Origin of the sequence: Pseudomonas sp. GL-B-19 (genome assembly GCF_019956415.1) — a bacterium.
GTDB lineage: Bacteria > Pseudomonadota > Gammaproteobacteria > Pseudomonadales > Pseudomonadaceae > Aquipseudomonas.
Map to the genome: position 1 here is coordinate 95989 of NZ_JAHBDK010000053.1, position 26978 is coordinate 122966.

The 26978-nt window shown below is 57.1% G+C and carries 24 protein-coding genes and 1 pseudogene; 14 read left to right on the forward strand and 11 right to left on the reverse strand.

From position 1 onward, the window contains the following. Positions 1 to 975 carry an NAD-dependent epimerase/dehydratase family protein gene (locus KGB06_RS20860; RefSeq protein ID WP_223519114.1) on the forward strand — a complete coding sequence of 325 codons (975 nt, stop codon included), beginning with the start codon at positions 1 to 3 and terminating at the stop codon, positions 973 to 975. After that, a complete protein-coding gene (locus tag KGB06_RS20865; RefSeq protein WP_223519116.1) occupies positions 972 to 2114 on the forward strand; it encodes a glycosyltransferase in 1143 nt (380 codons plus the stop codon). The genes KGB06_RS20860 and KGB06_RS20865 overlap by 4 nt, the downstream gene beginning before the upstream one ends. Here the strand turns inward: KGB06_RS20865 and KGB06_RS20870 are convergent. The 4 genes and pseudogenes from KGB06_RS20870 to KGB06_RS20885 all read right to left on the reverse strand — a co-directional run. Further along, the gene (locus KGB06_RS20870) at positions 2101 to 3744 is read right to left on the reverse strand and encodes a hypothetical protein (protein WP_223519118.1); all 1644 of its coding nucleotides are present in this window, start codon (positions 3742 to 3744) and stop codon (positions 2101 to 2103) included. The two genes, KGB06_RS20865 and KGB06_RS20870, sit on opposite strands and share 14 nt — an antisense overlap. Next, positions 3741 to 4652: a glycosyltransferase gene (locus KGB06_RS20875; RefSeq protein ID WP_223519120.1), complete on the reverse strand. Its 912-nt coding sequence runs from the start codon at positions 4650 to 4652 to the stop codon at positions 3741 to 3743. Before KGB06_RS20875 ends, KGB06_RS20870 begins: the two co-directional genes overlap by 4 nt. After that, a complete protein-coding gene (locus tag KGB06_RS20880) occupies positions 4642 to 6057 on the reverse strand; it encodes a lipopolysaccharide biosynthesis protein (protein WP_223519122.1) in 1416 nt (471 codons plus the stop codon). Before KGB06_RS20880 ends, KGB06_RS20875 begins: the two co-directional genes overlap by 11 nt. Positions 6058 to 6198: 141 nt before the next feature. Then, positions 6199 to 6344: pseudogene (locus tag KGB06_RS20885) on the reverse strand (transposase); the annotation flags it as partial. Positions 6345 to 6525: 181 nt separating this feature from the next. Between KGB06_RS20885 and KGB06_RS20890 the strand changes: the two are divergent. The 3 genes from KGB06_RS20890 to fabF all read left to right on the forward strand — a co-directional run bounded on the left by KGB06_RS20890 (position 6526) and on the right by fabF (position 9168). Then, positions 6526 to 6861 carry a ComEA family DNA-binding protein gene (locus KGB06_RS20890; protein ID WP_223519124.1) on the forward strand — a complete coding sequence of 112 codons (336 nt, stop codon included), beginning with the start codon at positions 6526 to 6528 and terminating at the stop codon, positions 6859 to 6861. A gap of 205 nt (positions 6862 to 7066) precedes the next feature. Continuing rightward, complete coding sequence (locus KGB06_RS20895; RefSeq protein ID WP_223519126.1) at positions 7067 to 7861, forward strand: SDR family NAD(P)-dependent oxidoreductase; 795 nt, start codon at positions 7067 to 7069, stop codon at positions 7859 to 7861. Positions 7862 to 7893: 32 nt separating this feature from the next. Continuing rightward, positions 7894 to 9168 (forward strand): beta-ketoacyl-ACP synthase II, encoded by a 1275-nt coding sequence (gene fabF, locus KGB06_RS20900; protein WP_223519128.1) that lies wholly within the window; start codon positions 7894 to 7896, stop codon positions 9166 to 9168. On the opposite strand, the gene KGB06_RS20905 is transcribed toward fabF, so the two are convergent. The 3 genes from KGB06_RS20905 to eat all read right to left on the reverse strand — a co-directional run bounded on the left by KGB06_RS20905 (position 9149) and on the right by eat (position 11670). Next, the gene (locus KGB06_RS20905; RefSeq protein ID WP_223519130.1) at positions 9149 to 9721 is read right to left on the reverse strand and encodes a TetR/AcrR family transcriptional regulator; all 573 of its coding nucleotides are present in this window, start codon (positions 9719 to 9721) and stop codon (positions 9149 to 9151) included. The two genes, fabF and KGB06_RS20905, sit on opposite strands and share 20 nt — an antisense overlap. Positions 9722 to 10013: 292 nt before the next feature. Beyond that, on the reverse strand, positions 10014 to 10181 hold the full coding sequence (locus tag KGB06_RS20910) for a DUF2897 family protein (RefSeq protein ID WP_008017828.1): 168 nt from the start codon (positions 10179 to 10181) through the stop codon (positions 10014 to 10016). Between the two features lie 124 nt (positions 10182 to 10305). After that, on the reverse strand, positions 10306 to 11670 hold the full coding sequence (gene eat, locus KGB06_RS20915; protein ID WP_223519132.1) for an ethanolamine permease: 1365 nt from the start codon (positions 11668 to 11670) through the stop codon (positions 10306 to 10308). Between the two features lie 352 nt (positions 11671 to 12022). On the opposite strand from eat, the gene kdpF reads away from it, so the two are divergent. From kdpF to KGB06_RS20945, 6 genes are all read left to right on the forward strand, one after another. Beyond that, positions 12023 to 12112 carry a K(+)-transporting ATPase subunit F gene (kdpF, locus tag KGB06_RS20920; RefSeq protein ID WP_007899818.1) on the forward strand — a complete coding sequence of 30 codons (90 nt, stop codon included), beginning with the start codon at positions 12023 to 12025 and terminating at the stop codon, positions 12110 to 12112. A gap of 8 nt (positions 12113 to 12120) precedes the next feature. Beyond that, positions 12121 to 13815 carry a potassium-transporting ATPase subunit KdpA gene (gene kdpA, locus KGB06_RS20925; protein ID WP_223519134.1) on the forward strand — a complete coding sequence of 565 codons (1695 nt, stop codon included), beginning with the start codon at positions 12121 to 12123 and terminating at the stop codon, positions 13813 to 13815. 10 nt (positions 13816 to 13825) lie between these two features. Continuing rightward, positions 13826 to 15883 (forward strand): potassium-transporting ATPase subunit KdpB, encoded by a 2058-nt coding sequence (gene kdpB, locus KGB06_RS20930; protein WP_223519136.1) that lies wholly within the window; start codon positions 13826 to 13828, stop codon positions 15881 to 15883. A gap of 174 nt (positions 15884 to 16057) precedes the next feature. After that, positions 16058 to 16603, forward strand: a complete 546-nt coding sequence (gene kdpC / locus KGB06_RS20935; protein WP_223519138.1) for a potassium-transporting ATPase subunit KdpC — start codon at positions 16058 to 16060, stop codon at positions 16601 to 16603. 131 nt (positions 16604 to 16734) lie between these two features. Beyond that, positions 16735 to 19386, forward strand: a complete 2652-nt coding sequence (locus tag KGB06_RS20940) for a sensor histidine kinase (RefSeq protein ID WP_223519140.1) — start codon at positions 16735 to 16737, stop codon at positions 19384 to 19386. A 36-nt stretch (positions 19387 to 19422) separates the two neighbouring features. After that, positions 19423 to 20121 (forward strand): response regulator, encoded by a 699-nt coding sequence (locus KGB06_RS20945; protein WP_223519357.1) that lies wholly within the window; start codon positions 19423 to 19425, stop codon positions 20119 to 20121. 121 nt (positions 20122 to 20242) lie between these two features. Here KGB06_RS20945 and KGB06_RS20950 read toward each other — a convergent pair whose 3' ends face one another. After that, a complete protein-coding gene (locus KGB06_RS20950; RefSeq protein WP_223519142.1) occupies positions 20243 to 21283 on the reverse strand; it encodes a patatin-like phospholipase family protein in 1041 nt (346 codons plus the stop codon). A gap of 225 nt (positions 21284 to 21508) precedes the next feature. Here KGB06_RS20950 and KGB06_RS20955 point away from each other — a divergent pair, with 225 nt between their 5' ends. The 3 genes from KGB06_RS20955 (at position 21509) to KGB06_RS20965 (ending at position 23647) form a co-directional block, all read left to right on the forward strand. Beyond that, on the forward strand, positions 21509 to 21787 hold the full coding sequence (locus tag KGB06_RS20955; protein WP_223519144.1) for a hypothetical protein: 279 nt from the start codon (positions 21509 to 21511) through the stop codon (positions 21785 to 21787). Between the two features lie 45 nt (positions 21788 to 21832). Next, positions 21833 to 22600 carry a CHAD domain-containing protein gene (locus tag KGB06_RS20960; RefSeq protein ID WP_223519146.1) on the forward strand — a complete coding sequence of 256 codons (768 nt, stop codon included), beginning with the start codon at positions 21833 to 21835 and terminating at the stop codon, positions 22598 to 22600. A 249-nt stretch (positions 22601 to 22849) separates the two neighbouring features. Continuing rightward, a complete protein-coding gene (locus tag KGB06_RS20965) occupies positions 22850 to 23647 on the forward strand; it encodes an acyl-CoA thioesterase (RefSeq protein ID WP_223519148.1) in 798 nt (265 codons plus the stop codon). On the opposite strand, the gene KGB06_RS20970 is transcribed toward KGB06_RS20965, so the two are convergent. From KGB06_RS20970 to KGB06_RS20980, 3 genes are all read right to left on the reverse strand, one after another. Next, the gene (locus KGB06_RS20970) at positions 23648 to 24013 is read right to left on the reverse strand and encodes an Mpo1-like protein (protein ID WP_223519150.1); all 366 of its coding nucleotides are present in this window, start codon (positions 24011 to 24013) and stop codon (positions 23648 to 23650) included. Between the two features lie 312 nt (positions 24014 to 24325). Next, a complete protein-coding gene (locus tag KGB06_RS20975; RefSeq protein ID WP_223519152.1) occupies positions 24326 to 25807 on the reverse strand; it encodes a methyl-accepting chemotaxis protein in 1482 nt (493 codons plus the stop codon). A gap of 205 nt (positions 25808 to 26012) precedes the next feature. Further along, positions 26013 to 26822, reverse strand: a complete 810-nt coding sequence (locus KGB06_RS20980) for a TatD family hydrolase (protein WP_223519154.1) — start codon at positions 26820 to 26822, stop codon at positions 26013 to 26015. Between the last annotated feature and the right edge of the window lie 156 nt (positions 26823 to 26978).

Genomic DNA, 26978 nt, shown 5'->3' on the forward strand with positions numbered 1-26978 from the left:
TTGAACAGTGTAAAGAATGACAGTGGCCCCGGGGTGAACGGCGTAATGCAGCGTCTTGTGGTGATTGGCGGTACTGGTTTCGTAGGCCATCATCTTCTCAAGGCATTGTCGGATACCAGCAACGCTTTCGAGATTATTTTTGCGGTGCATCGGAACGAACCGGCTTGGTTGGCTGACTCATCGATACACGTTCAGCGCTTCGATGTAGAGAGTAGCGCTTCGCTGGCGGTGATATTGACCCCAGGCTGTATTGTATTGAATTTACTCCGCCCAGACGGATCTGGTTGGTTCTTGCCGGCGATTGAGAGCGTGCTGCGGGCTTGCCGCACCGCTTGCGTTAAGCGCTACATCCATGTTTCAAGTATCGATGTATTTGGAGCAAGTCAGGACAGTGTCTGTACATCTGCTTCTCCGATAGTCCCCATGACACCTTATGAACGAGAGCATGCAGCTGCGGAAGCGCTCGTACGTGCTGAAGCGGCCGAACATTTTGAGGTGTTGGTTTTACGGTTGGGAGCGGTGTTTGGTGTGGGAGGGCTGAATATCGTATCGTTCGTAAAAGAGGTTTCGAGTGCTCCCCATTGGAAGCTCGCACTACGTCGATCGTTGTATGGTGCCCGTCGTATGCATCTCGTTAGCGTTGAAAAAGTAGTCGAAGTATTACTTTTTATCACTACCGTAGAAACAATTGTCCAGGGTGAAATCATTGTCGTCACCGAAGATTCTGCGCCCGATAATAATTTTGCTTACCTTCAGGACTGCCTGATGAAAGCATTCGGTCGATCGGTTTTTTCTCGTATACCTTGTCTTCCTCCCAGTATCCTTCGTTACGTTTTGGATGTGCGCAAGGTTAGTAATTCTGATCCAATGCGACGTTTTCGTGATACTCGTTTGTCCGAACTGGGTTTTTTGGATTGTGCGCAATTTACGACTCGCCTTGATAGTTACGTTAAATATTTGAGGGCGAATGCATGAAGATCCTATTGGTTAACATTTCGCTGGATGCTCAGCGAGGAGGAGGTACGGCTGAGCGTACTCGGCATTTGGCCAAGGCTTTGTCCGAGATGACAGGCTCTCCTTGTGAAGTCATTGCTATGGCCGGCGACTCTTGGCAGTCAGAGTTCGATGCCAATGGTATAGAGACATACATCACGGGAAGGATTGGCCACCGTTTACCAGTCCCATTGGTCAATCCATTGCGGGCGTGGAAGGCAATTAAGTCCGCTGACGTTATACATATCATGGGTTACTGGAATTTGCTCAGCGTGTTTATCGGATTCTTGGCCAGGCTGGCAAAAACGCCTTACGTATTGTGCCCGGCTGGTGAGTTTGCGTCTGTCGGAAAGCCACGACCGATCATGAGGATTTTTCATGCTCTCCTTGGCAAGTCATTGATCAAAGGCGCTGCGGGCTTTATTGCGATTACTCAACTTGAACGGACGCTCATTGCGGAAATCTCCCGCCTGCCAGAAGACGGTATACCCGTATTTTCAAATGCAGTATCGGAGCCGGCGTTGCTTCCGAATCGTACCCAAGCAAGTCTCCCTCTTGAGCCCTACATCCTATTCATGGGAAGACTAGCGCCTGTAAAAGGACCTGATCTTCTGCTTCAAGCCTATCTCGCTACTCCTGCTGCGCAAGCTTATCCATTAGTTCTCGCTGGACCTGATTTCGGCATGCAGAGTGAATTACAGTTATTACTCGCAGATAGCGCGCTCGCGAATAAGATTCATTTTATTGGTTTCCTGAATGAGGCGCAGCGTAACGAAGCTTATCAACACGCGTTGATGTTGGTTATCCCGTCCAGATCAGAAGCAATGTCCCTCGTTGCCCTCGAGGCGGGTATTGTTGGCTTGCCGTTGCTGCTGACTGATACCTGCGGGTTCGACGAGGTACAAGCGATTGATGGGGGATACGTGGTCGAGCCCACTGTCGTCGGAATCAGTCAGGGGCTCGAACTCATGCTTTCTGATGTTGACGATCTGGCTAATAAAGGCAATCGTCTCAAAACGTACATCATCGATCACTACAGTTGGCAGGTTATTGCCACTGGAATGATCGAGTATTTTGAGGGCCGTATAGGAGTGGAAAAAGTGCGAACTACGAAGTCGTAGCCTTAGAGGTTCTCATGGTTGTCTTGTCAAGTATCAATTTAAGCACGAGTAAACCAACCAGGAATGCTGAAAGTTCTAAAATAAAGAACCAGAAAGCGATCGGAAAATTCATCTGAACGATGAGGTAAGCTAACGCAATGCCTACTGTTGCATTGGTCATGGCATTGTTTAGCAACTTTCTTGTGGCAAGTTCGATGCTGTAACCGAGGAAGAAAAGAAACATAATTCCGGCAAAAAGTACAAGGTGGCTACCGCTATAAAATAGGACCGCGATAGGGCCTGGAATTGTCATAAAAGTGAAATTCTCATAGTCTGCATACTTCGCATCGGATATACGCTGGAAGATTGCCTTAGTACCCTTTGCCGGATCTTCCTTTAGCCCTTCCGTTAATAGCTGGATGCTTAGACTTTGGTCGCTCGTCACTGCTAGCACGCCTTCGATGCCGACCCAGCGATCAACTATTAACTTGCTTATTTCCTTAGCTATCCGATTGATCTTCTGTTCGGGGGTTAGGGGCGGAGCGACATATGGTATTTCCGCCTCGCTAGGCTTCAATTCTTTTTCGGAAGGTTTGAGTGTGTCCTTGGAAGCGGTATCTGCATTACCTGCAAAACCTGCGTCACCTGCATTACCAGCATTACCAGCATTACCAGCATTACCAGCATTACCTGCATTGCCTGCGTTATCTGCATTCTCTGCATTATCTACATTTGCTTGTTGCTTCATTAACGTTGCATCCGTAACGGGTACCGCTTTGGCAAAGGATGCCAATCGGTCCGTTGAAACAGCAAGAAGCGAAAATACGAACAAAAGTGCCGTGGCACAAACTACTTTTATCCAGTCTCGTTTCGACAGCTGCCAGCCTAGGCGTTTGCCTTGAAGCAGGTAAATTACGAATGGAACCGCAACATGAAGAATCATCTGTGCCCGACTACCCATGGAAATAGCGGTCAGTGCACCTTCAATAATAACAATATAAAAAAGTGTGCGTGGGGCAAATGTGCCGTTTGCGACCATCCAGTAGGCTAGCGTTGAAAGAGCAATGACATTGCCCCAGGCCACCATGAACGCCACCACCACGTAGATGTAACTATTTAATTTTAAAGTTGGCTCGTAACCAATTTTCAAAATTGAAAAATAGTAATTGAATGTCAAAAGCCCTATGGTGAATAGGACCATTAATGCCAGTAGTGGAGGTAAAAGCCTGGAGTTTACTATGTTGTTTTTGAGTTCGACTCGGTCTTTGGCTTTGAATGCTACAGAGTAGTAGCAAATGAGCAGGGCACCGAACGCCGTGATCAGTACCGTAACAGCCTTGTCCCAAGCTGCCGGGGACTCATCGAAATCACCAATCGGTTCGTTGAAGTCGTTACCCAGGAATAAGTGCAAGACAATTTTTGCCCAGCAGCCGAGTGTCAGAAAAGAAAATAGAAAGAAACTGAAATAACTCTTTGCACGATTGATAAGCGTGGCATGTACTATCGCAATAGATAGAGCGCTATACGCTATAAATAATATTTTTGTTCCCGGATAATAAAAAGTTGCGCTGATACTGACCATGAGTACCATGGCGAGGATCGATAATGTGATTGGTTTATGCACCATAAAACTTTCCGGGATTACTTTCATTTTTTCACCGATCTGGATTTATAGATTCCAATGACGTAGCTGATCATCTTGCGAGAAAAAAGCGATGAGGGGTGCAGCGCAGCAGCGCGAGCCATTCTTTTAAAAGAGACTGCGTATCGACCAGAAAAACCGTGCATGAATCCAGAGAGCATGAGTGCGTTCGCCGTGGCTCTTTTCTTCCAGTGCAAGTAGGGTTTCGGCAAATCAGCACTGTTAAAGAAGCTCTCAATCACCTGGACCGGCTCGTCTGATCTCTGGGCCGTGGATCGATTATAGGTGGTCGAGCCAGAATGAATACGGAAGTCTGCCAGAGCTTCAGGGACCCTGATGAATGGGCCGCGCTGGCAAAGGCGTAAGAAAAAATCCATATCCGGAATGCTCCTTAATGCGGTGTTCCAATCACCCACTTGTTCCCATGTCGATCGTTTGAACAATGCGCCTGGGCCAGGTAAGCACTGAAAATTTGCGACAAGGAGTTCGCTGGAAAAGTCAGGAGCATTAATGGTTCGGACATAGGACGAATGTTCGTCGATTACGCAAAAGTCAGGGTACGCCAACACTGTTTCTGGCGACGACTGCATGAGCGAAACGATTTTTTCGATGGCCGTCGGGTGCAATCTATCGTCGGCGCTAAGGTAACCCAATAAATCTCCGGTACTTTGCTTCCATCCGAAGTTCATCGCGGCGCTCTGACCGGCATTCTCTTGTCGAAAATGCAAAAACTCGTCCGGAAGACTTTTCAGCAAGTCGGACGTGTCATCTGTCGATCCATCATCCACAACAATCAGCTCGACATTTTGATAGGTCTGCTTTTTGACGCTGTCAATAGCATCCAATACATACCGGCCGGTATTGTATGTCGGTATGACGATGCTGACCTTTGGCAGGTTCAGGGTTTTATCTTTCATGCGAAATCTCTTTGCGAAAGTAGACGCGAGCGAATTGCGTGAGTGATTTGTAGTTGGCAGTTGTTTTCAGGCCGAATATCCGACGTACGTAGTAAATCATCAGAGTGGATTGGATGATGCTGCCAACGCTATAGACGATAGCCAGCCCTATAATTCCATAAAAAATGATTGCTACACTTCCGCCGACAATCATCAGGACACCACTTACGACAGAAATTTTCATCGCGATATTTTGTTTTTGTAGCATGACCAATGCCATGCCAGCGGTACCAGCGTATGTCTGAACCACTTGCGCGATACCGAGAATAATGAATATATAGTAAGCCTGTGAGTATTCTTCGGGCCACGCTTTCGAAATGATGAACTTGCCAGCAGCGGCGAATAGTATGTAGCCGAAGATCGCCATTCCTGTCGCTGCTCCGGCGCCTATCCCCATTACCTTTTGAAGGTAGAGTCTTTTGTTGCGCACCCATATACGACCGATTGACGGTGCGATGACGGTGTTGATGACGGCCAGCGGTATCAAAACCAATGCAGCAAGTCGTGACGCTAAGCCGTAAATTGCGACGTCTGCAGTACTGCCAAAATACGCAATGATCCACAAGTCGGCTTGAGCAACTATGAACAGCACACTTGTTGTCGTAACGTTAGGTAAAGTTTGTCGGAGTATCTCTGTATAGCTGATAGGCTGGATGATTTCTCCAGTATGTGCTCTATACCAGCGCCACAAGGAGTAACCACCAAGCAATGCGGTACATAAAACACCGGATATTCCTGCCAGAAGCAATACGTCAAGCGGCAACGTCAATTTCGACTGCCAGGCAATGATTACGGTAGCGGCGCTCGCGACACCTGCCCCCACAACCAGGAAACTGGCTTGGACGAAGTGTCCTAATACTCGATGCTGTTCAGATAGCAAGGTTACCAGGGCAGCCAGTACCATACTGATTGAAATCAGAGGTGCGAGTGTTTGAAGTGCTCCCACTAATTCTGAATCTAATAAATTATTCAGCAAGTGAAGGGTTAGCCAGAAGCTAAAGGCGAAAGTGCAAGCGGCTAAACCACCAATTAACAAGGTCCGAAGTAATGTTTGCTTTATTCGGCCATTATCTTTAACACCCATCGCTCTCGAAATAATGGCTGGGGACGTAATACTCAAACCCAACTGACCCAATGTTGCAAGCGCCGCTATTATGGATTGGCAAAGAAAAAACAAACCAACCGACTCTTGTTTCATGGTGAGCGGTAATAAAATTCCGGTCAGGGCCCCTGTGCCAAGCAAGAGAAACCGGCCGATAATTGCTGCAGCACTTGCCGCTAATGGAGAGGATAGCGCGCTGATAGATTTCTTTGCAGCCATGTGATGAGTTCGCAGGGAAGACAGAAGGCGGTCGGCGATTTTCACGGTTTTTCAATGCTCTGTCTATCGCTCACCGTAGCTCAGGGCACAGGTATGTACAACAGATCCTGATTTTTTTCTGATGGTGCCAAGGCTTTCCGTTTTTAGGACGTGCTGATAGCGAATTGCAGCGATATTGCTTGCACCAGGTCCGGCTTCATAGGTGGCGAGCGCTTGCTCGGCATGAGTGTCTGATAGATCGGCTTCAGCGCTTTGCTCAGCTCGCGCCGCTTTTCCCAAGTGGCGTAGTCAATGTTGTTACGGATCAGATGGACGATGCAGGTCTGCGGTGTGTTCATGCCCGAGCACAAAATTTATGACTACGCCCAATGAGGCTGTCGATCGCATCCATCCCTGCCTTTATTAATTCATATCCTGTAACGGACACACTTTTGACAGTTCCATCCCATGGCCTAAGTTTGGAAGGCAGCTTCGGAAAGCTGCTTTCTAAATCGATGTCATGGAGCTTCAATTATGCGTACTGGCTATTTCTACTCTTTGGTTTTTGCCCTGCTCACCAGCGCTTCTGTTGCCACAATTGCCGCACCTGCGGCGAAACCCGAATCAGGCAGCGCACCTCTGGTGCTGGAGGTTTCCCCTAAGACGCAGTCTGGCAAAGTCGACCTCAATGCAGCCGATGCCCCGACACTGCAGCGCGAGTTGACCGGTATCGGAGAGGCCAAAGCCAAGGCGATTGTTGCCTATCGTGAGAGTAATGGGCCATTTTCATCCGTAGACGAACTGCTGGAAGTGAAGGGGATTGGTAAAGCGATTCTGGACAAGAATCGCGAGAAGCTCCACGTGAACTAAGCTTTTAGCTCAACGCCAGGGGCCGGTCATTGACCGGCCTTTTTGCTTTCTGGCGAAAGGGTCGGTGCTGCGCCTTTCATCGGTCAATAAAAAATTATGGCTATCATATACGGCTTAAATTATGTCTATAATTCATTTGTCGTTCGCTGACGCGTACTGGCATTCAGGCGCTCGCTTCCCCTAAACATCTCCCAGGAGCACAGTCATGACTTCCACCCAGTCCCAAGGTACAGCCCTCGTTACCGGTGCATCTTCCGGTATCGGTGCGATTTACGCTGAGCGGTTGGCAGCGCGTGGTTTTGATTTGTTGTTGGTTGCTCGTGACGAGCAGCGGCTTGAGGCTGCTGCGAGCAAGTTGCGCGCCGAGCACGGTGTTCAGGTGGAAGTATTCAAGGCAGACCTGACACAAAAGGATGATGTACTGAAGATCGAACAGCGTGTTCGCAGCGATTCGAGTATCAGTCTGCTGCTGAACAACGCTGGCGTCGCGGCAGATGGCCTGCTGGCGAATGCCGACATGGAGCAGCTGGAAAAGTTGATTCAACTGAACGTCACCACGGTCACACGCCTGGCATCGGCGGCAGCCGCCAGTTTTGCCAAGGCAGGCCGGGGTTCTATCATCAATATAGCGTCGGTGGTGGCGTTGTTTCCCGAGCGCTTCAATGCGACTTACAGCGCTAGTAAAGCGTATGTGTTAAGCCTGACGCAGTCCTTGAATGCCGAACTGGACGGCACTGGGGTCAAGGTTCAAGCCGTGTTGCCAGGCGTGACGCGCACCGAAATCTGGGAGCGCTCAGGTATCGACGCTAGCCAGATTCCGGCGGACATGGTCATGGAAGCAGGTGAAATGGTTGATGCTGCGTTATCCGGTCTGGACCAAGGTGAGCTGATCACCATTCCATCGTTGCCAAACGCCTCCGAGTGGGACGACTTTGTAAAAGCCCGCCTGGTAATGGCGCCGAATCTTTCCAAGAGTACGGCCGCCGCACGTTACAAATGAGGCGCCATCCATCGGCTTGAGGTATTTGCGACATGAGTGATCGTCGAGTAGTTGTCACCGGCATGGGCCTGGTGTCTCCGCTGGGTAGCGGTGTTGAAGCTGTCTGGGAGCGTTTGCTGGCCGGGCGTTCCGGGTTGCGTAATTTACCTGAAGAGGTGGTCGCGGATCTGCCGGCCAAGGTTGGCGGCGCTGTACTCTCCGTGGCGGAAGATCCCGAGGCGGGTTTTGACCCGGATCGAGCAACGCCACCCAAAGAGCAGAAGAAGATGGACCGCTTCATTCTGTTTGCCATGGAGGCCGCGCGACAGGCGTTGGAGCAGGCCGGTTGGCAAGCACTGGACCCGCAAGCCCAGGAACGCACGGCAACCATTATCGGTTCTGGGGTCGGTGGGTTCGGCGCGATTGCCGATGCGGTGCGCACCACCGACAGCCGTGGACCTCGGCGACTGTCGCCCTTCACTATTCCGTCGTTCCTGGTCAATCTCGCGGCGGGTCATGTGTCGATCCAGTACGGATTCAAGGGTCCGTTGGGCGCTCCGGTTACGGCGTGTGCGGCCGGGGTGCAAGCAATTGGTGATGCGGCGCGGCTGATTCGTTGCGGCGAAGCGGATATTGCCGTGTGTGGCGGCGCTGAGGCAGCGATCGATCGGGTCAGCCTGGCCGGGTTCGCGGCTGCGCGTGCCTTGTCCAGTGGTTACAACGAAACCCCTGAGCGGGCTTCTCGGCCGTTTGACAGTGATCGCGACGGCTTTGTGATGGGGGAGGGTGCGGGGATTCTGGTGATTGAATCACTGGAGCATGCCTTGGCGCGCGGGGCTCATCCTTTAGCCGAACTGGTCGGCTATGGCACCAGTGCTGACGCCTTTCACCTGACCGCGGGCCCCGAAGATGGCAGCGGTGCGCGCCGGGCGATGTCGTTGGCATTGGCGCAGGCTGGTATTTCAGCGGCTCAGGTACAACATCTCAATGCGCACGCTACGTCGACGCCGGTTGGCGACCTCGGCGAGTTAGCCGCTATCAAGTCGTTGTTCGGTACAGACAACAAGGTGGCGGTGACGTCGACCAAATCGGCGACAGGGCATTTGCTCGGTGCGGCCGGCGGGATTGAGGCGATCTTCACGCTGTTGGCGATTCGCGATCAGATTGTGCCGGCCACTCTGAATTTCGATAATCCGGACCCAGCGGCACAAGGCGTGGACATCGTCCACGGTCAAGCGCGGCCAATGGCTATCGAGTATGCGCTGTCCAACGGCTTTGGGTTTGGCGGTGTCAATGCCAGCGTGCTGTTCAAGCGCTGGCAGGATTAGTCCGGGGTTGTTTAAGAAACGCGCGTGTCACGTCGAGAATCCGCTGGGCCAGTTCAGGATTCTCGACACTGCGCGAGAGCAGCAATGCGCCGACCAGTGCGGACATGATGACGATGCTCTGGTCCGCGGCATCCTCGTCTGCAAGGGTGTCTTCTATTTGTTGGAGCCGTGCGTTCAACACTGCGTCCGAGGTCGGGCTTGGCTGCCCGCGCAAACCAAGTTCTGATGACATGGTTGGCAACGGGCAACCTTCATGAGGTGAGGTCTGGTGCCATTCGGACAAATAAGCGTCGATGAAGGCATCCAGTGGGCGATCCTGGGCGAACAGCTCGGCACACAACGCTTCGACCTGATCGCCAGCCGCTTGCAACGCCTTTTCAACCAGTTCGTCTTTGGACTTGAAGTGCGAGTAAAAGCCTCCGTGGGTCAGCCCCAGCGCTTTCATCAACGGTTGCAAGCCAGTCGCCCCAATACCGTCCCGACGGAATCGCGCTGAAGCTTCCTTGATGATGCGCTTGTGGGTCTGGGCTTTATGGTCCTGCGAGTAACGCATCTGAAATCTCCGCAACAATGCGCCATCTTAACCAATGAAAATGGGATGGTGATTGTACTTCTACTTCTAAAAAGCATGCAGATGCGTCTAACGGTGCTCTAAAAGCGTCAATGACTTGTCAAAAATAATGACTACTCCTTTACCAAAGTTTATTGAGCAATCATGAGGCGAAGTACATCAGCAAGGGAAAGTCCTTGGCCGACATGACGCTGGTGGAGAAAAATCAGGTGTTTGCCTACAACGCTAGATAAACAAAACCCTGTCATTCACTGAGAATGACAGGGTTATTGGGTTAGCGGTCCTTCGCTTCCTTGGCATCCATTTCCGCATTGCGTTCAGCGACGCGTTTACGTTGCTCATCGGTCAGTTCGACCTTGTTGGCGGTGTCGCGCAACATCATCAAACCGCCAACAATCGAGCCGATTGCAACGACCAGAATCAACCAGGCATACCAGGGCATAGGGCTCTCCTTGAGGGCAGGCCGATTGACGGAGTTCGCCAATCGATCGTGCATACCACTTTGAGCGATGGGTTTTCGCAGTGGTTCCATTCTATGCCTGATAGGCCAAACGCACCTGAGCTGTTTATAGCCCGGTCAACATCGCGTCCGCCGGTGCATCGGCGCGCAACTGCGCGGTCAGCAGGAAGTACACGAAACCCACCGCCATAAAGCCGAGAAAGATCAGCCCGATCAAGGTGTTGAACCAGGCCATCGCCACGAGGCACACCACCGCCAGTACCAGCGCGATCATCGGCACCAGCGGATAGCACGGCGCACGGAAAGTGCGCTCCAGGTTCGGTTCGGTTTTACGCAGTTTGAACAGGCTGAGCATGCTCATGATGTACATCACGATCGCGCCGAACACCGCCATGGTGATCATTGCCGCTGTCAACGTCATACCGCCGAGGTTGATCAAGCCGTCACTGTAAATCGCCGCGATACCGATCACACCGCCAACAATGATTGCCCGGTGCGGCGTCTGGAAGCGCGACAGTTTGGCCAGGGAGGCCGGCAGATAACCGGCCCGGGCCAGCGCGAAGAACTGCCGCGAGTAGCCGAGAATAATTCCGTGGAAACTCGCCACCAGGCCGAACAGGCCGATCCACACCAGCATGTGCAGCCACCCGGAGCTTTCGCCGACCACGGTTTTCATCGCTTGGGGCAGTGGGTCGTTGATGTTCGACAGGGTGCGCCAGTCGCCCACGCCGCCAGCAAAGAACATCACGCCCATAGCCAGCAATACCAGAGTCAGAATCCCGCTGATGTACGCTTTGGGAATCGTCCGTTTCGGGTCCTTGGCTTCTTCGGCGGCCATGGCGGCCCCTTCGATGGCGAGGAAGAACCAGATGGCGAATGGAATGGCCGCGAACATCCCGGCGATCGCCGGGGCACCGAATACATCGGAACCGGCCCAGCCATTCAATGCGAAGTTGCTGAAGCTGAACGCTGGTGCAACCACGCCCATGAACACCAACAGTTCGGCCACGGCCAGTACGCAAACTACCAATTCGAACGTCGCTGCGAGTTTCACCCCGAGAATGTTCAGGCCCATGAACACGATGTAGGCACCGACCGCCGCGTGTTTTGGATCGAGAGCGGGAAACTGCACGTTCAGGTAGGCACCAATCGCCAGGGCAATCGCTGGCGGCGCGAAGACGAATTCGATCAGTGTCGCCAACCCGGCGATCAGCCCGCCTTTTTCGCCAAACGCGCGGCGACTGTAGGCAAAGGGACCGCCGGCATGGGGAATCGCCGTGGTCAGTTCGGTGAAGCTGAAGATGAAGCAGGTGTACATGGTGGCGACCATAAACGAGGTCACCAGAAAGCCCAATGTGCCCGCGACGCCCCAGCCGTAACTCCAGCCGAAATACTCACCGGAAATCACTAACCCAACGGCAATGCCCCACAGGTGCAACGTGCCAAGTGTGGGTTTGAGTTGTGTGTTCATGCAGTTGCTCCCTGAACGGTTTGGAATGCTCGGGAGGAGGGCGTGTGCAGTGGGCGTGCCAGTGTTGTGATAGCAGTCGTAAAGCGTAAAAACACGTCGTATCGGGGATGTTCGCTGCGGGATGCCCGCATTTTGTGCATCAGTTGGGGGCATGGGTGCCTGTACTGCCGCCTTCGCGGGCAAGTCGAAGAGGCCCGCCAGGACGACACAAAAACCAAGCTGTAACGCCGCCATAAACCCACTCTTTACGCTTTCTTTATGCCCCGCCCGCACCCTCGGTCTCGTTCCTTTACAGCCTCCCTGCCGACAATGACTCCACACGCGGCAATACGCCGTAACACGGAGAACTTCCATGAGCGTTCTGGACGGAGTGTCGCTGCTACTGGCAGTGGGGCTGTTCATTTATCTGTTGGTTGCGCTGTTGCGCGCGGACCGGAACTAGGAGCGGCTATGCACAGTTATGACTATTGGCTGATCCTCGCCTTCTTCGCCCTGGTGCTGATTCCGGCACCGTTTCTGGGTCGTTTCTACTACAAGGTGATGGAAGGTCAGCGCACTTGGCTTTCGCCGATCCTCGGGCCGGTGGAACGCGGCTGTTATCGCGTGGCCGGCGTTGATCCGCTGGCCGAACAGAGCTGGCAGAAATACACCCTGGCCTTGCTCGCCTTCAACCTCGCGGGCTTCTTGCTGTTGTTCGCGATCCTGTTGTTCCAGGATCACCTGCCGCTGAACCCGCAAAACCTGCCGGGTCAGGAGTGGACACTGGCATTCAACACCGCCATCAGTTTCATGACTAACACCAACTGGCAGGCGTATAGCGGTGAGGCGTCGCTGAGCTACTTGAGTCAGATGGCTGGCCTCACCGTGCAAAACTTCGTCAGCGCCGCCACCGGCCTGGCGGTATTGGTTGCGTTGTGTCGCGGTATCGGTCGCAAGTCGACCAAGACCCTCGGTAATTTCTGGGTCGATATGACCCGCGCCACCCTCTACGGTTTGCTGCCGCTGTGCCTGCTACTGGCGCTGTATCTGGTCTGGCAGGGCGTGCCACAAACCTTCGCCCAATACGTGAATGCCGTGACCATGCAGGGCGTCGATCAGGTGATCCCGCTCGGCCCGGCCGCCAGCCAGATTGCGATCAAGCAACTGGGCACCAACGGTGGCGGCTTCTTCGGCGTCAACTCGGCGCACCCGTTCGAGAACCCGACGGCGTGGAGCAACCTGTTCGAAGTAGGCTCGATCATCCTGATCCCGGTCGCGCTGGTGTTCACCTTCGGCCACTACGTCAAAGACCTGCGTCAGAGCCGCGCGATCATCGCCTGCATGCTGGCCTTGTTCCTGATTGGCGGCGCGACGTCGCTATGGGCCGAGTACCAACCTAACCCGGCGCTGAACAACATCGCTGTTGAACAGACCGCGCCGCTGGAAGGCAAGGAAACGCGTTTCGGCACCACCGCCACGGTGCTCTGGTCGGTGACCACCACGGCCGCGTCCAACGGTTCGGTCAACGGCATGCATGACAGCCTCAACCCGCTGAGCGGCATGGTCGCGCTGGTCAACATGATGGTCGGCGAAGTGATCTTCGGCGGCGTCGGTGCCGGGCTCTACGGCATGCTGCTGAACGTGTTGATCGCGGTGTTCCTCGCCGGCCTGATGATCGGCCGCACGCCGGAATACCTCGGCAAAAAGCTGCAAGCCAAAGAAGTGCAATTGCTGGTGATGACCTTGCTGGTGATGCCGGTCGGTGTGCTGGTGCTCGGCGCGATTGCTTCGGTCCTGCCCGGGCCGGTGGCGTCAGTCAGCAACCCTGGACCACATGGCTTCAGCCAACTGCTCTACGCCTATACCTCGGCCAGTGCCAACAACGGTTCTGCGTTCGGTGGCTTCAGTGCAAACACGCCGTTCCACAACCTGATGCTGGGGCTTGGCATGTTGATCGGTCGCTTCGGTTACATCCTCCCGGTACTGGCGTTGGCCGGCAGCCTGGCGATGAAGAAAACCGCACCGATCGGCCAGAACAGTTTCCCGACCCATGGCCCGCTGTTTGTGACTTTGCTGACCGTGACCATTTTGCTCGTGGGTGGTTTGACCTTCCTGCCAACCCTGGCGCTGGGTCCGATCGCTGAACACTTGAGCATGGGCTTCTGAGGAATCAATGATGAATATGCCCGTAACCAAAACCGCCGTCGTCAAGGCGCCGGAACAACCGAAAACCGCGATCTCGGCCCTCTGGCGCCCGGCGCTGGTGCAAGCCTTCGTCAAGCTCGACCCTCGGCAATTGCAGCGTGCGCCGGTGATGCTGGTGGTCGAACTGACCGCCATCCTGACCACCGTGCTGTGCTTCATTCCCGACAGCGCCGTGCCGACTTTTGTCGCCGCGCAAATCGCTTTGTGGCTGTGGTTCACCGTGCTGTTCGCCAACTTCGCCGAAGCCTTGGCCGAAGGTCGCGGCAAGGCTCGCGCCGACAGCCTCAAGGCTGGCAGTGAAGGCTTGAGCGCCCGTCGCCAAACCACCAGCGGCACCTTCCAGTTGGTGCCGGCCACCACCCTGCGTAAGGGCGATGTGGTTCGCGTTGAAGCGGGGGAAATGATTCCCGGTGATGGCGAGGTGATTGAAGGGATCGCCGCAGTCAACGAAGCAGCGATTACCGGTGAATCCGCGCCGGTGATTCGTGAATCCGGGGGCGACCGTTCGGCCGTCACCGGCAACACGCGATTGGTCTCCGACTGGCTGCTGGTGAAGATCACTGCCAACCCAGGCGAGTCGACACTGGACCGCATGATCGCCTTGGTCGAAGGCGCCAAGCGCCAGAAAACCCCGAACGAAGTCGCGCTCGACATCCTGCTGATCGGCTTGACCCTGATCTTTTTGCTGGTGGTCGTCACCTTGCAACCGTTCGCTCACTTCGCCAACGGCAGCCTGCCACTGGTGTTCCTGGTGGCGTTACTGGTCACGTTGATTCCGACCACCATTGGCGGTTTGTTGTCCGCCATCGGGATCGCCGGGATGGACCGTCTGGTGCGGTTGAACGTGATCGCCAAGTCCGGTCGAGCCGTGGAAGCGGCGGGGGACGTGCATGTTCTGCTGCTGGACAAGACTGGCACCATCACCTTCGGTAACCGTCGTTGCACCGCAGTTCATGCGGCACCGGGCGTCACCGCCAGAGAACTGGCCGAGGGTGCCTTGTTCGCCTCGCTGGCTGATGACACGGCTGAAGGTAAATCCATCGTCGAGTACCTGCGTGGGACTCAACCACAACCTGAGCCCGCCACCGAGTTGCTGACGGCGGTACCGTTCAGCGCTGAAACCCGTCTGTCCGGTGTCGACTACCAGGGTCGCGTGTATCGCAAAGGTGCGGTGGATTCATTGCTGGCCTTCGTCGGCCTGAAACGCGCCGACCTGGCCGCGCCGCTGTCCCGGGAAATCGACAAAATTGCTCAGAGTGGCGGCACCCCGTTACTGGTCTGCGCCGACGGCAAATTGCTCGGCGTGATTCACCTCAAGGACGTGGTCAAACCCGGCATCCGTGAACGTTTCGCCGAGCTGCGCAAACTGGGGATTCGCACGGTCATGGTGACCGGCGACAACCCGCTGACCGCCGCCGCGATTGCCGCCGAAGCGGGCGTCGATGACGTGCTGGCCGAAGCCACACCGGAGAAAAAACTGGCGCGCATCCGTCACGAGCAAAACGACGGGCGCCTGGTCGCCATGTGCGGCGACGGCGCCAACGACGCCCCGGCGTTGGCCCAGGCGGACGTCGGCATGGCGATGAACGACGGAACTCAAGCGGCGCGCGAAGCGGCGAACATGGTCGACCTCGACAGCGACCCGACCAAGCTGCTGGACGTGGTGCAGATCGGCAAGGAATTGCTGGTGACGCGAGGTGCGTTGACGACCTTTTCCATCGCCAACGACGTGGCCAAATACTTCGCGATTTTGCCGGCGCTTTTCGCTTCGATCTACCCGCAACTGGGCGTGCTGAACGTCATGCACCTGACCAGTCCGCAGAGCGCGATTCTGTCGGCCATCGTCTTCAACGCCTTGATTATCGTGGTGCTGATTCCACTGGCCTTGCGCGGCGTGCGAGTACAGGCCGCGAGCGCGGCGGCGTTGCTGCGACGCAATCTGTTGATCTATGGATTGGGCGGGATTGTGGTGCCGTTCGTGGGCATCAAGGCGATCGACATGCTGCTGACGGCGCTGCATCTGGTTTGACCCTGGCGAGCGCTTCGCGCTCGATCGCGGGCAAGCCTTGCTCCTACAGGGTTTGAGGTGCTCCCCAGGCCTTTGTACGACGCCAACCCGTAGGAGCAAAGCTTGCTCGCGATGAATGCACCAAGGCGTAGCTGAGTAAACGCTGACTTGTTCACTGAATTCGAGGATTTTGAAATGTCCACAATGATACGTCCGGCCTTGAGCCTGCTGGTCCTGATGACCCTGATCACCGGTGTCGCCTACCCCTTGGTCGTCACCGGTGTCGCCCAGATCGCGTTCCCGGATCAAGCCAATGGCAGTCTGGTGCGCGATGCCGACGGCAAGGTCCGTGGTTCGTCGCTGATTGCCCAGGATTTCGTCGGTGACGCCTGGTTCCATCCACGACCATCGGCCGGTGCTTTTGCCACCGTGTCGAGCAGCGCGAGCAACCTGTCGCCGAGCAACCCGGCGCTGGCCACTCGGGTAATCGACGATGCCAACAAATTGCTGGTGCCGGGGCAAGGGCCAGTGCCACTTGCCCTGGTGACCACCTCGGGCAGCGGGCTCGATCCGCACTTGCCACCGGCGGCGATTGCCTATCAACTGGCGCGAGTGGCCGCCGCGCGCAATCTGCCGGTGGCGACCCTTCAGCAATTGCTGGATGCACACATTGAGCAGCCGTTGGTGGGACCGCCGGTGGTGAATGTGCTGGCGCTGAATATCGCGCTGGAACACCTGTAGATCGATGGTGCCACCAATCGCGAGCAGGCTCGCTCCCACAGGAGAATGTATTCCAAAATGTGGGAGCGAGCCTGCTCGCGAAGACGGCCTCACAGACACCACATCAACACCTGAAAAAAGAGAGCTTCAGCATGAGTGACTCCGGCCGCGCCGACGCGCTGTTAGCAGACCTGCCCCGCGATGGTCGTGGCCGGCTCAAGGTTTTCCTCGGCGCAGCGCCCGGTGTCGGTAAAACCTACGCCATGTTGCAAGCCGCTCACACTCAACTGCGCCAGGGCGTGAAAGTCATCGCCGGTGTGGTCGAAACCCATGGCCGCGCCGAAACCGAAGCGCTGCTCGGTGGCTTGCCGCAACAGCCATTGGTGCGCTCGGAATACCGTGGCGTGATGCTCGAAGAAATGGACCTCGACGGCTTGCTGGCAGCCAAACCGAAACTGGTGCTGGTGGACGAACTGGCCCACAGCAACGCCCCCGGCAGTCGCCACGCCAAGCGCTGGCAAGACATCCAGGAATTGCTCGCCGCCGGCATCGACGTCTTCACCACGGTCAACGTCCAGCACCTGGAAAGTCTCAATGATCAAGTGCGCGGCATCACCGGTGTGCAGGTTCGGGAAACCCTGCCGGACTGGGTGCTGCAAGAAGCCTACGAACTGCTGCTGATCGACCTGCCACCGCGCGAACTGCTAGAGCGTTTACGCGACGGCAAGGTCTACGTGCCGGAGCAGGCGCGGGCGGCCATCGACGCGTTTTTCACCCAGACCAATCTGACCGCCCTGCGCGAGATGGCGATGCAAACCGCCGCCGCTCAAGTCGACAATGACCTGGCCCAGGGTTATCGCCAACTCGGTCAAGCGGCGCCAGCGGTGCGCGGTCGCCTGCTGGTCGGTGTCGATGGCGATGCTCATGCCGAGCGTCTGGTGCGTCACGCCAGTCGCGTCGCCCAGCGTCGGCATTTGCCCTGGAGCCTGGTGCATGTCGATAACGGCAGCGTGCGTGACGAGCAATCGCGCCTGCGCCTGCAAAGTGCCCAACAATTGGCCGAACGCCTCGGTGGCGAAGTGGTGTTGTTGCGCGCTGGCGAAGTGGCGAAAACACTGATCCAGCACGCCGCCGAACGCCGCGCCAGTCTTGTGCTGGTTGGCCAGTCCCGGCAGCGTCTGCGTCGGCGCTTGTTCGGCGGTGGCTTGGCATCACGCCTGCTGCGTGATGCGCGCGGGCTGGAAATCAACGTCCTCGACAGCGATCACCTGCCGCATCAACCGCGCCAGCGTTCGACACAGTCGCTGGTGTGGTTCGATTACGCGCTGGCGGCAGTGGCGACGGTGTTGGCCAGTGCCTTGGCCTGGGGCGTGGCGAGTATTTTGCCGCTGCCCAACATCTCGTTGGTGTTCCTCGCCGCCGTGTTGCTGGTGGCGGTACGCAGCAGTCTTGGCCCGGCACTGGCCTGTGCGGCGCTGTCGTTTCTGACCTATGACTTCCTGTTCATTCCGCCGAATTTTTCCTTCGCCATCCAGCGCGAAGAAGACGTGCTGACCCTGCTGTTCTTCCTGCTGATGGCGGCACTCACCGGCAACCTCGCGGCCCGGCAAAGGCGGCAGTTACAGGCGCTACGTGACACTCAGGAAGAGACCAGCGAACTGCTCGACCTGTCGCGCAAACTGACAGCAGCCACCGACCGTCAAGCCGTGGTCAGTGCCGCCGCCCAGCACCTCAATGGCTGGAGTGACTTGCAACTGTGCCTGCTCAATCAAGACGGGCAGGGTGGCTGGAAGGTCGAAACCGGCGGCCCGCTGGAGTTTTCCGAAGCCGAACGTGCGGCCGCCGATTGGGCCTGGCAACACGATCAACCCGCCGGCGCGGGCACCGATACGCTGCCGTTGGGGCGTTGGTGGTGGTGGCCGTTATCGGTGGAAGACGGGCCACTGGCATTGCTCGGCGTGTGCGCTAAAGAAGGCCAGACGTTAAGCGGCCAGCGTCGGCGTCTGTTGACCGCGTTGAGCCAGCCGCTGGCCCAGGCGCTGGCCCGTGCACAACTGGCCGAAGACCTTGAAGCGGCGCGACTGCACGGTGAAACCGAGCAACTGCGCAGCGCGCTGTTAGCCTCGGTGTCCCATGACTTGCGCACACCGCTGACGTCGATGCGCGGCAGCATCGACAGCCTGTTGGCCCTCGGTGAAGCCATCCCGCTGGAGGATCGCCGCGAGTTGCTCGAAGGTACTCGTGACGAAGCCGAGCGCCTGGATCGCTACATCCAGAACCTGTTGGACATGACCCGCCTGGGCCACGGCGCGTTGAAGCTGGCGCGTGATTGGGTGTCGCCGGCCGACATTGTTGGCAGTTCACTCAACCGACTGCGCGCCGTGTTGGCGCCGTTGCAGGTCAGCACTGATGTGCCGTCGGAGTTACCGCTGCTGTTTGTCCACGCGGCGCTGATCGAACAGGCGCTGGTCAACGTGCTGGAAAACGCCGCGCGATTTTCACCGGCTCATGGGCGGCTGCAATTGTGCGCCGGGGCCGATGACCGCGAGCTGTTTTTTTCGGTGAGCGATGAAGGGCCAGGCATTCCGCAGGAGGAGCGGGCGAAGATTTTCGACATGTTCTACACCGCCGCGCGCGGTGATCGGGGCGGGCAGGGCACCGGACTGGGGTTGGCGATTTGCCAGGGCATGGTCGGTGCGCACGGCGGGCGGATCAGCGTCGCCGACGGCATTGAAGGGCATGGGACCTGCATCACTCTTCACTTACCCCTGCAGGAGCAACCTGTCTTTGAAAGTGAAGCCTGATACCCTTTGGATCTTTCCATGCCGCGATCAGAAATCATGAGCCAGACCGCGACCGTTTTGGTCATCGACGACGAACCGCAAATCCGCAAATTCCTGCGCATCAGCCTGGTCTCCCAAGGCTACAAAGTGCTGGAGGCCGGCACCGGCACCGAAGGCCTCGCGCAAGCAGCGCTGAACAAACCGGATTTGCTGGTGCTCGACCTCGGTTTACCCGACATGGACGGCCAGCAAGTGCTGCGCGAGTTTCGCGAATGGTCGACGGTGCCGGTGCTGGTGCTGTCGGTGCGCGCGAGCGAAGGGCAGAAAGTCGAAGCACTGGATGGCGGCGCCAATGACTACGTGACCAAGCCCTTTGGCATTCAGGAGTTTCTGGCGCGGGTGCGCGCCTTGTTGCGGCAGGCGCCAATGGGGGAAGCTCAGCAGGCGGCGCTGACGTTCGGCCCGTTGACCGTGGACCTGGCGTATCGGCGGGTGCTGCTCGATGGCGTCGAAGTGGCTCTGACGCGCAAGGAGTACGCGGTGCTGGCGCAACTGGCGCGGCATCCGGGGCGGGTCATTACCCAGCAGCAACTGCTCAAGGATATCTGGGGGCCGACCCATACCGAGGACAGTCATTACCTGCGGATTGTGGTGGGGCATTTGCGTCAGAAACTGGCGGATGATCCGACTCAGCCTCGGTTTATCGTGACCGAGGCGGGGGTTGGGTATCGGTTGTTGAGTGAAGTAAGCCTTTAGTTTTTTGCTGACTGTTCCGGCCTCATCGCGAGCAGGCTCACTCCCACAGTGGACGGCGTACACAAATCCATTGTGGGAGCGAGCCTGCTCGCGAAGAGGCCTTTCGATTCACTCGAGAACTTCAGGACTCCCGCTCATTCTCATACCGATCCAACGTATCCCGCGCAATCTCCCGACCCAGCGCGATCAACTCAGGTGCCTTGTAGAACTCGAAAAACCGGCACACCCGCTTTGGCACGTTGATCAAAATATCCGGTGGATACCCGGCGATCTTGTACTGCGCCAACGAGGTTTGCATCACCTCGAAACTCTGGTTGATCAGGTCCAGCAAAGACGCCGGCCCAACGTTATCGATGATGAATGATCCCGTGGCCGACTTCGGCGCTCCATCACGTTCAGGGGCGGCGGCCGGTTGCTGGGCTTCGGGGTCGGCAGATTCGACCCAAGGGTTGATTTCGGCCGCTTCCGCCATCAATGCTTCCTTTTCCAGCAGTAGCAATTTTTCCGCCTGATTGCGTCGGAACGGCATCTTCGAACCCAGTGAATTGATCAAGTTGTCGAAACGGCTCTTGAAGGCCGCCGGGCGCTGGATAACCGGCATTTGATAGTGGCGCTGGTTGGTAGAGTTAAGGTTGACCGCGATGATCAGGTCGCAGTGACTCGACACCACCGGCACGATCGGCAAAGGGTTGAGGATGCCGCCATCCACCAACATCCGGTTGCCTTGCATCACCGGAGTGAAGAGGCTGGGGATCGCCGCCGAGGCGCGCATGGCCTGGTGCAGGCAACCTTCCTGGAACCAGATTTCCTGCTGGTTGGTCAGGTCCGTGGCCACGGCCGTGTAGGGAATGCGCAGGTCTTCAATATTGATCTCGCCGACGATCTTGCGGATCTGCCCGAAAACCTTTTCACCGCGAATGGCGCCAAGCCGAAAGCTGACGTCCACCAGACGCAACACATCGAGGTAATCCAGGCTCTCGATCCAATCGCGATACTCGTCGAGTTTGCCGGCGGCATAAATCCCGCCGACCACCGCCCCCATGGAACAGCCGGCGATGCAGGCGATGTCGTAGCCACGCCGTTCGAGCTCTTCAATGACACCGATATGGGCATAACCTCGGGCTCCACCTGAGCCCAGTACCAGTGCGACACGCTTTTTCATGAATCGCCCTCGTCTGACAAGGTTCAACAATGCACCCATCGAGGGGCGTGCTTCAATCGCCAAGTTCGCTCGATGGGCCGGGTGCGTCGTTTTTTCGACACTCCATGGCGGCAGATGGCTATTCTTGCGCACGCTATAGTGATTTTGCTTAGTGCGGCCAAGGCACTTTTCACCTACCGGGCCGTCTTACCTGCACAACTGTTGACCTAACTTGAGGTGGTATTGATGAAAGCCTGGATTTGCGTACCTTTGATTGCTCTGGCGCTCGCCGGTTGTGCCGGCAAAACGGCCTACCGCGAGAGCTGCGGTAGCCAGATTGACGCCGCGTGGCGTGAGCTAGACTTGGCCAAGGCCGAAGGTTTCGCCGGGACTGTCAGCTACTCCAAGGCCTTGTCGTTGCTGACCGGCGCCAAGACCCAGCAACAATTCGAAGCTTACGAAGGCTGTACCAGCAAGGCCGAGAAAGCGCGCTTCTATATTCGTGAGTCTCGTGCCGGCCGTTGAAGCAGGATGTAATCAATAGGGGACACTCGATTCTGGGAGCAAGCAATGTCTGATTTGGTTGATCGGTTGGTGGCTCATGTTCTGGGCCTTGAAGTCCGCTTGTTGGCCTGTCAGGCACGTTTGAGTGCCCGCACTGACCCTGAAGCATTGCACGAGCTGCGCACCACGGTTCGCCGTTTGCGCAGTCTGTTGCGACCCTTGCGCGGCCTGCCCGGCGTCGAGCAGGTCGAAGTGGCGGCGGCCCGGGTCGGCGAGCTGACCACGCCGTTGCGTGATCGCGAAGTGCTGGCGGCGTATTTGCTTGAGCACGGTCAGCCCGAAGCCGCACATTGGCGCATGGCGCAGATGGCGCAGGCGTATCCGGCGGTGGCGGCGAGTCCTGAGCTGGCGCAGTTGATGATGATCTTCGATGCCTTTCCGCGTTTCTTGCGCGCCTCCCAACGTCAGGGGTTGCTCAAGGGCTTGCGAAAGCGTATTGAAAAACGCCTGGGCAAACAGTGGAAGAAACTGGATGTTGCACTGCACGATCCGGCCCACGACCGTCACCGTTTGCGCCTGTTGATCAAGCGTGTGCGCTATGGCATCGAAGCCTATCCCGAACTGGACCGTTTGCCGAAGGCGGCCCTGGCCCGATTGAAAGCGGCTCAGGGCGCTTTGGGTGATTGGCACGACAGTTGGCAATGGCTGGCCAGAGCTGTTGAAGAGCCAGATTTATTGCCTTGTGTCGCCGTCTGGAAAACCACGTTGGCCGATGCCGAAAGCCGCGCTGACCGCGTTCTCGACAAACTCAGCGCCACTTGCTTCAAATCCTGAAATCACCACAGATCAAATTGTGGGAGCGAGCCTGCTCGCGAAGGCGTCGTATCAGTCGACATCTCTGTAGGCTGGCACATCGCATTCGCGAGCAGGCTCGCTCCCACATGGGGTTGGTGTTGGATGAAGATTCGTATTCCACGACCAGACGCGGCTCTTCTGTCAGTGCTTTTGGCCGGAATAAGTGCTGTGTCGACGTCGCTGGCTGGTTAAGATCTCCCTCTACTTTTTCCCGTCTCTGAGGTTTTCATGCGTTTTTGCGATTTGCTCGACGCCGTCCGCCGGCAACCGCTGGAGCTGTCTATTCCGGCGGGATGGGCGCAGGGACGTGCCAGTTTCGGTGGCCTGGTGGCGGCGTTGCAATACGAAGCCATGCGCGCAAAAGTCCCGGCAGACCGGCCGGTGCGTTCGCTGGCGATCACCTTTGTCGGACCGGTCGAGCCTGAAGTACCTGTCAGCTTTGAAGTCGATGTGTTGCGCGAAGGCAAAGCCGTCAGCCAGGTGCTGGGCCGGGCAATGCAGAAAGGACAAGTGGTGACGTTGATCCAGGGAAGCTTCGGTGCGTCACGCCCCTCTGAGGTGTCGGTGATGGCCGAGCCAGCACCCGACATGAAGCACTGGGACGAGTGCCAGGAGTTGCCCTTCATCCCGGGTGTGATTCCGGAATTCATGCAGCATCTGGCGATGCGTTGGGCTGTCGGTGGCATGCCGTTTACCGGCAACAACTCTCGCGAGATGGGCGGTTGGGTGCGTTTGCGCGGGGACGTGAAGGAAGAGGTCGTCACCGAGTCGCATATCCTCGCGCTGGTGGACGCCTGGCCGCCGTCCTTGTTACCGCACCTGAAAAAAACGGCGATGGGCAGCACGCTGACCTGGACTATCGAATTCGTCCAGCCGTTGCTGGAGTTAAGCACGCTGGACTGGTGCAAATACCGGGTGGAAACCGAGCATGCGGCAGACGGCTACGGTCATGCGGCCGCGAAATTGTGGAGCGCGGACGGACAGCTGATCGCCATCAGCCGGCAGACGGTAACGATTTTCGCCTGATCAGTGCCGACGGTGGCGCTCACGCCAGGCGCGCCACCAGCCGCCGCTCAGGAAAAACCGTGGGAACGTCAGGAACTGCTCGACCAGCAAGCGTGACACCGCATCTTTGCGATCACTGAACGGCTCGGAGGCTTGCACCTCCAGGCTGTGACCGTGACGTTGCAGACCCAGCGCAGCGAGCAGGCCGACCACACCGATGGCGATGTTCACCAGGCTCAGGCTGAACACCCCGGAAACAATCAGCAGAAACGCGACGATGAACAGCGGCACGGCTATCAGGTGCAGCACCAGGTTGGTCGGGTGCTGATGATTGCTCGGGTACGCTCGCCATTGCCAGGCGGGTAGGTTGGGGTGACGTTTGCCCATGTTGAAACTCCTCAATCCGGGTTGATCTTATGATTGAAGAATAGGCGGGGTGAGGGCGGGCGGCGAATCGAGGTTGGCTATTGGAGTGATAGGTCGGGATTGATGTTGACCGGGCTGACGCCTTCGTCGGAACGCCGCCCGGAGCCGGCTCGCTCCCACAATTGGACGGTGTACATCTGAGGGAGATTGGTCGGCTGACAGGCCGCCTTCGCTGGCAAGTCAGCTCCTATAGGTGGACCTAGTTCTTACAGGTGAATGCGATTAAATGTGGGAGCGGCGGTGCGACGATTCGACTTGCTCGCGATGGGGCCCTCAGAGCTTGAGCTGCCCGATTGCCTTACTCAACTCCCCGGCCAGCGTAGCCAGCTCATGACTGGTCGTCGCTGAGTTGATGGTTTGCTGCACGGTATTTTCTGTCACATCGCGAATACTCACCACCGCCCGATTCATCTCTTCCGCCACCTGGCTTTGCTCTTCGGCAGCCACCGCAATTTGCGTATTGCTTTCACGCATCTGCGCCACGGCGCCGGTAATCTCTGCCAGCGCGGTACCGGCCTCTTGAGCCTGTTTTACGCAGTCGTCGGCCTTGAATGAGCTGTCCTGCATGAAGTCCACCGCGTCTCGAGTCCCAGCCTGCAAGGCGGACACCATCAGGGTGATCTCGTCGGTGGAGGTCTGTACACGTTTGGCCAGATTGCGCACTTCATCGGCGACGACCGCAAAGCCTCGACCCATTTCACCGGCACGTGCCGCTTCGATGGCCGCATTCAGGGCCAGCAAATTGGTTTGCTCGGCAATGCTGTGAATCACGCTGACCACGCCGTTGATTTTCTGACTGTCCTCGGCCAGGCGCTGAATCATTTCGGCCGTCTGCTGCACACCGCTGGACAACCCGGCAATCGACTTCTGCACCCGACTGACCACCTGCTGCCCACTGCCCGCCAGCGTGTCTGCCGTTTGCGAGAGGTCGCGGGTGGCGCCAGCGTGTTGGGCGATGTGATAAACGGTGGCGGTCATTTCATTGATCGCCGTGGCCGCCTGATCGGTTTCGCTTTGCTGGCCGAGCATGCCCTGGCGCACTTCGTTCATGCTCGAAGCCAGGCGTGCGGCGCCGATATCCAGTTGCCGCGCAGTGTTGGCGACAGTGTTGACCACCCGCTGGTAGCCGGCCTGCATCGCGTTGAAGGCGTTGGCCATCTGCCCGACTTCATCCTTGCAGGCCAGCGGTACACGGGCGGACAGGTCGCCGGTTTTCTCGACGTGGAGCATCACGTCTTTCAAGGTGTTGAGCTGACTCAGCAGGAAGCGGATCAACAATTGCGAAGCGCCCAGCATTGCCAGCATCAGAAGAAAAACGGCCACTGCGTAGGCGGCGAAGCGCTCATTGAAGATTTGGCTCAGGCTCGGGCCAAAGGCGATCACCGCGACGTGCTGGCCGTCAGGACGCGTGAACACCTCGGCACCCATTAACGGGTTATCGCCGAACAGCGGCATTGAGTTGATCTCGACCCAGCCGTGGCTATCCGTCAGTTCCAGTAGCGGCTGATCGTTCAGCAACGGCGCTTGCCCGCGACCGAAGGTCAGCAGGTTGTCGGCCTTGGGCAGCGGTTGGCCGGGTGGCCACGCGCCGAGCAATCGCGCCTGCGCCTGAGCGCTTGCCTGCGCGGCATGACTGCGAGCCTGTTGTTCGAGCTGTACGGCGTACAACACCAGCAACAGCGTCGTGAAGAAGGCGACCGCATTGACCGCCCAGAATTTGTATTTCAGCGAGATGTTGCTAAGCCAGGCACCCATGGAGGTCTTCTCTGATAGCGGAAACAGTATTGGCAAGGTGCCAGCATTGTGCCGCTACTCAGGAGCCCAGTGTTTGATGTGGATCAACATGTATCACCGTCCCCCTGTGGGAGCGAGCCTGCTCGCGATAGGGTCGGCACATTCAGCATTAATGTGTCAGACAGTCCGCTATCGCGAGCAGGCTCGCTCCCACAGAGGATTGTGATTATCGGGGGATTGAAGGCAAACCGAAGAACGCTCGTGCACAGGCAGTGGTGTGATCAGCCACATCCTCCAACGTCTCGCCACGATGCAACGCCACCTCCCGCAACACTTCAGTCAAATACGCCGGCTCGTTGCGACCGTTTTTCGGCTTGGGCCGCAAGCTGCGTGGCAGCAGATACGGCGCATCGCTTTCCAGCATCAACCGGCCCCGTTTGATTTCCTTCACCAACGGATGCAGGTGCGTGCCCCGGCGCTCGTCGCAAATCCAGCCGGTAATGCCGATGTGCAGATCCAGATCGAGGTAGCTGAACAGGGCTTTCTTTTCGCCGGTGAAGCAATGCACGACGGCGGCCGGCAATTGATCTCGGTAATCACGCAGGATTTCCAGCAGTCGCTGACTGGCATCGCGTTCATGCAGGAACACCGGCAACTGCAACTCGACCGCCATCGCCAGATGCTCTTCGAGGACCTTTTCCTGCTGTGGGCGCGGCGAGAAGTCGCGATTGAAATCCAGCCCGCATTCGCCCACGGCCACCACGTTTGGCTCCCTGAGCAAACTGCGCAAACGCTGCGCGCTGTCAGCGTTCCAGTCGGTCGCCGCATGCGGGTGAATGCCGGCCGTGGCAAACAGCCGTTGAGCTGTTTCGTCCAGTTGCTGGCACAGTTCAAGAGCCTGTTCACTGCCCTCGACATTCGTGCCGGTCAGGACCAATTGGCAGACCCCCGCGGCATACGCGCGGTCGAGTACGGCCTGGTGTTTGTCGGCAAAACTGGGGTTGGTCAGGTTGACGCCGATATCGATGAGTTGCATGGTGCTACCTCGGACCAAAGGCCGGAAAGCATATCAGAGCTGTAGATTTATAAGAAAAGCCAAGAACTACAACGAGTTAAAGCTGTCTCTTGATGCCGCAAGACAGGGCAGGGTGGTCAAGGTGCCATCACTGTGCCAGTCTTTCGCACTTTGCCA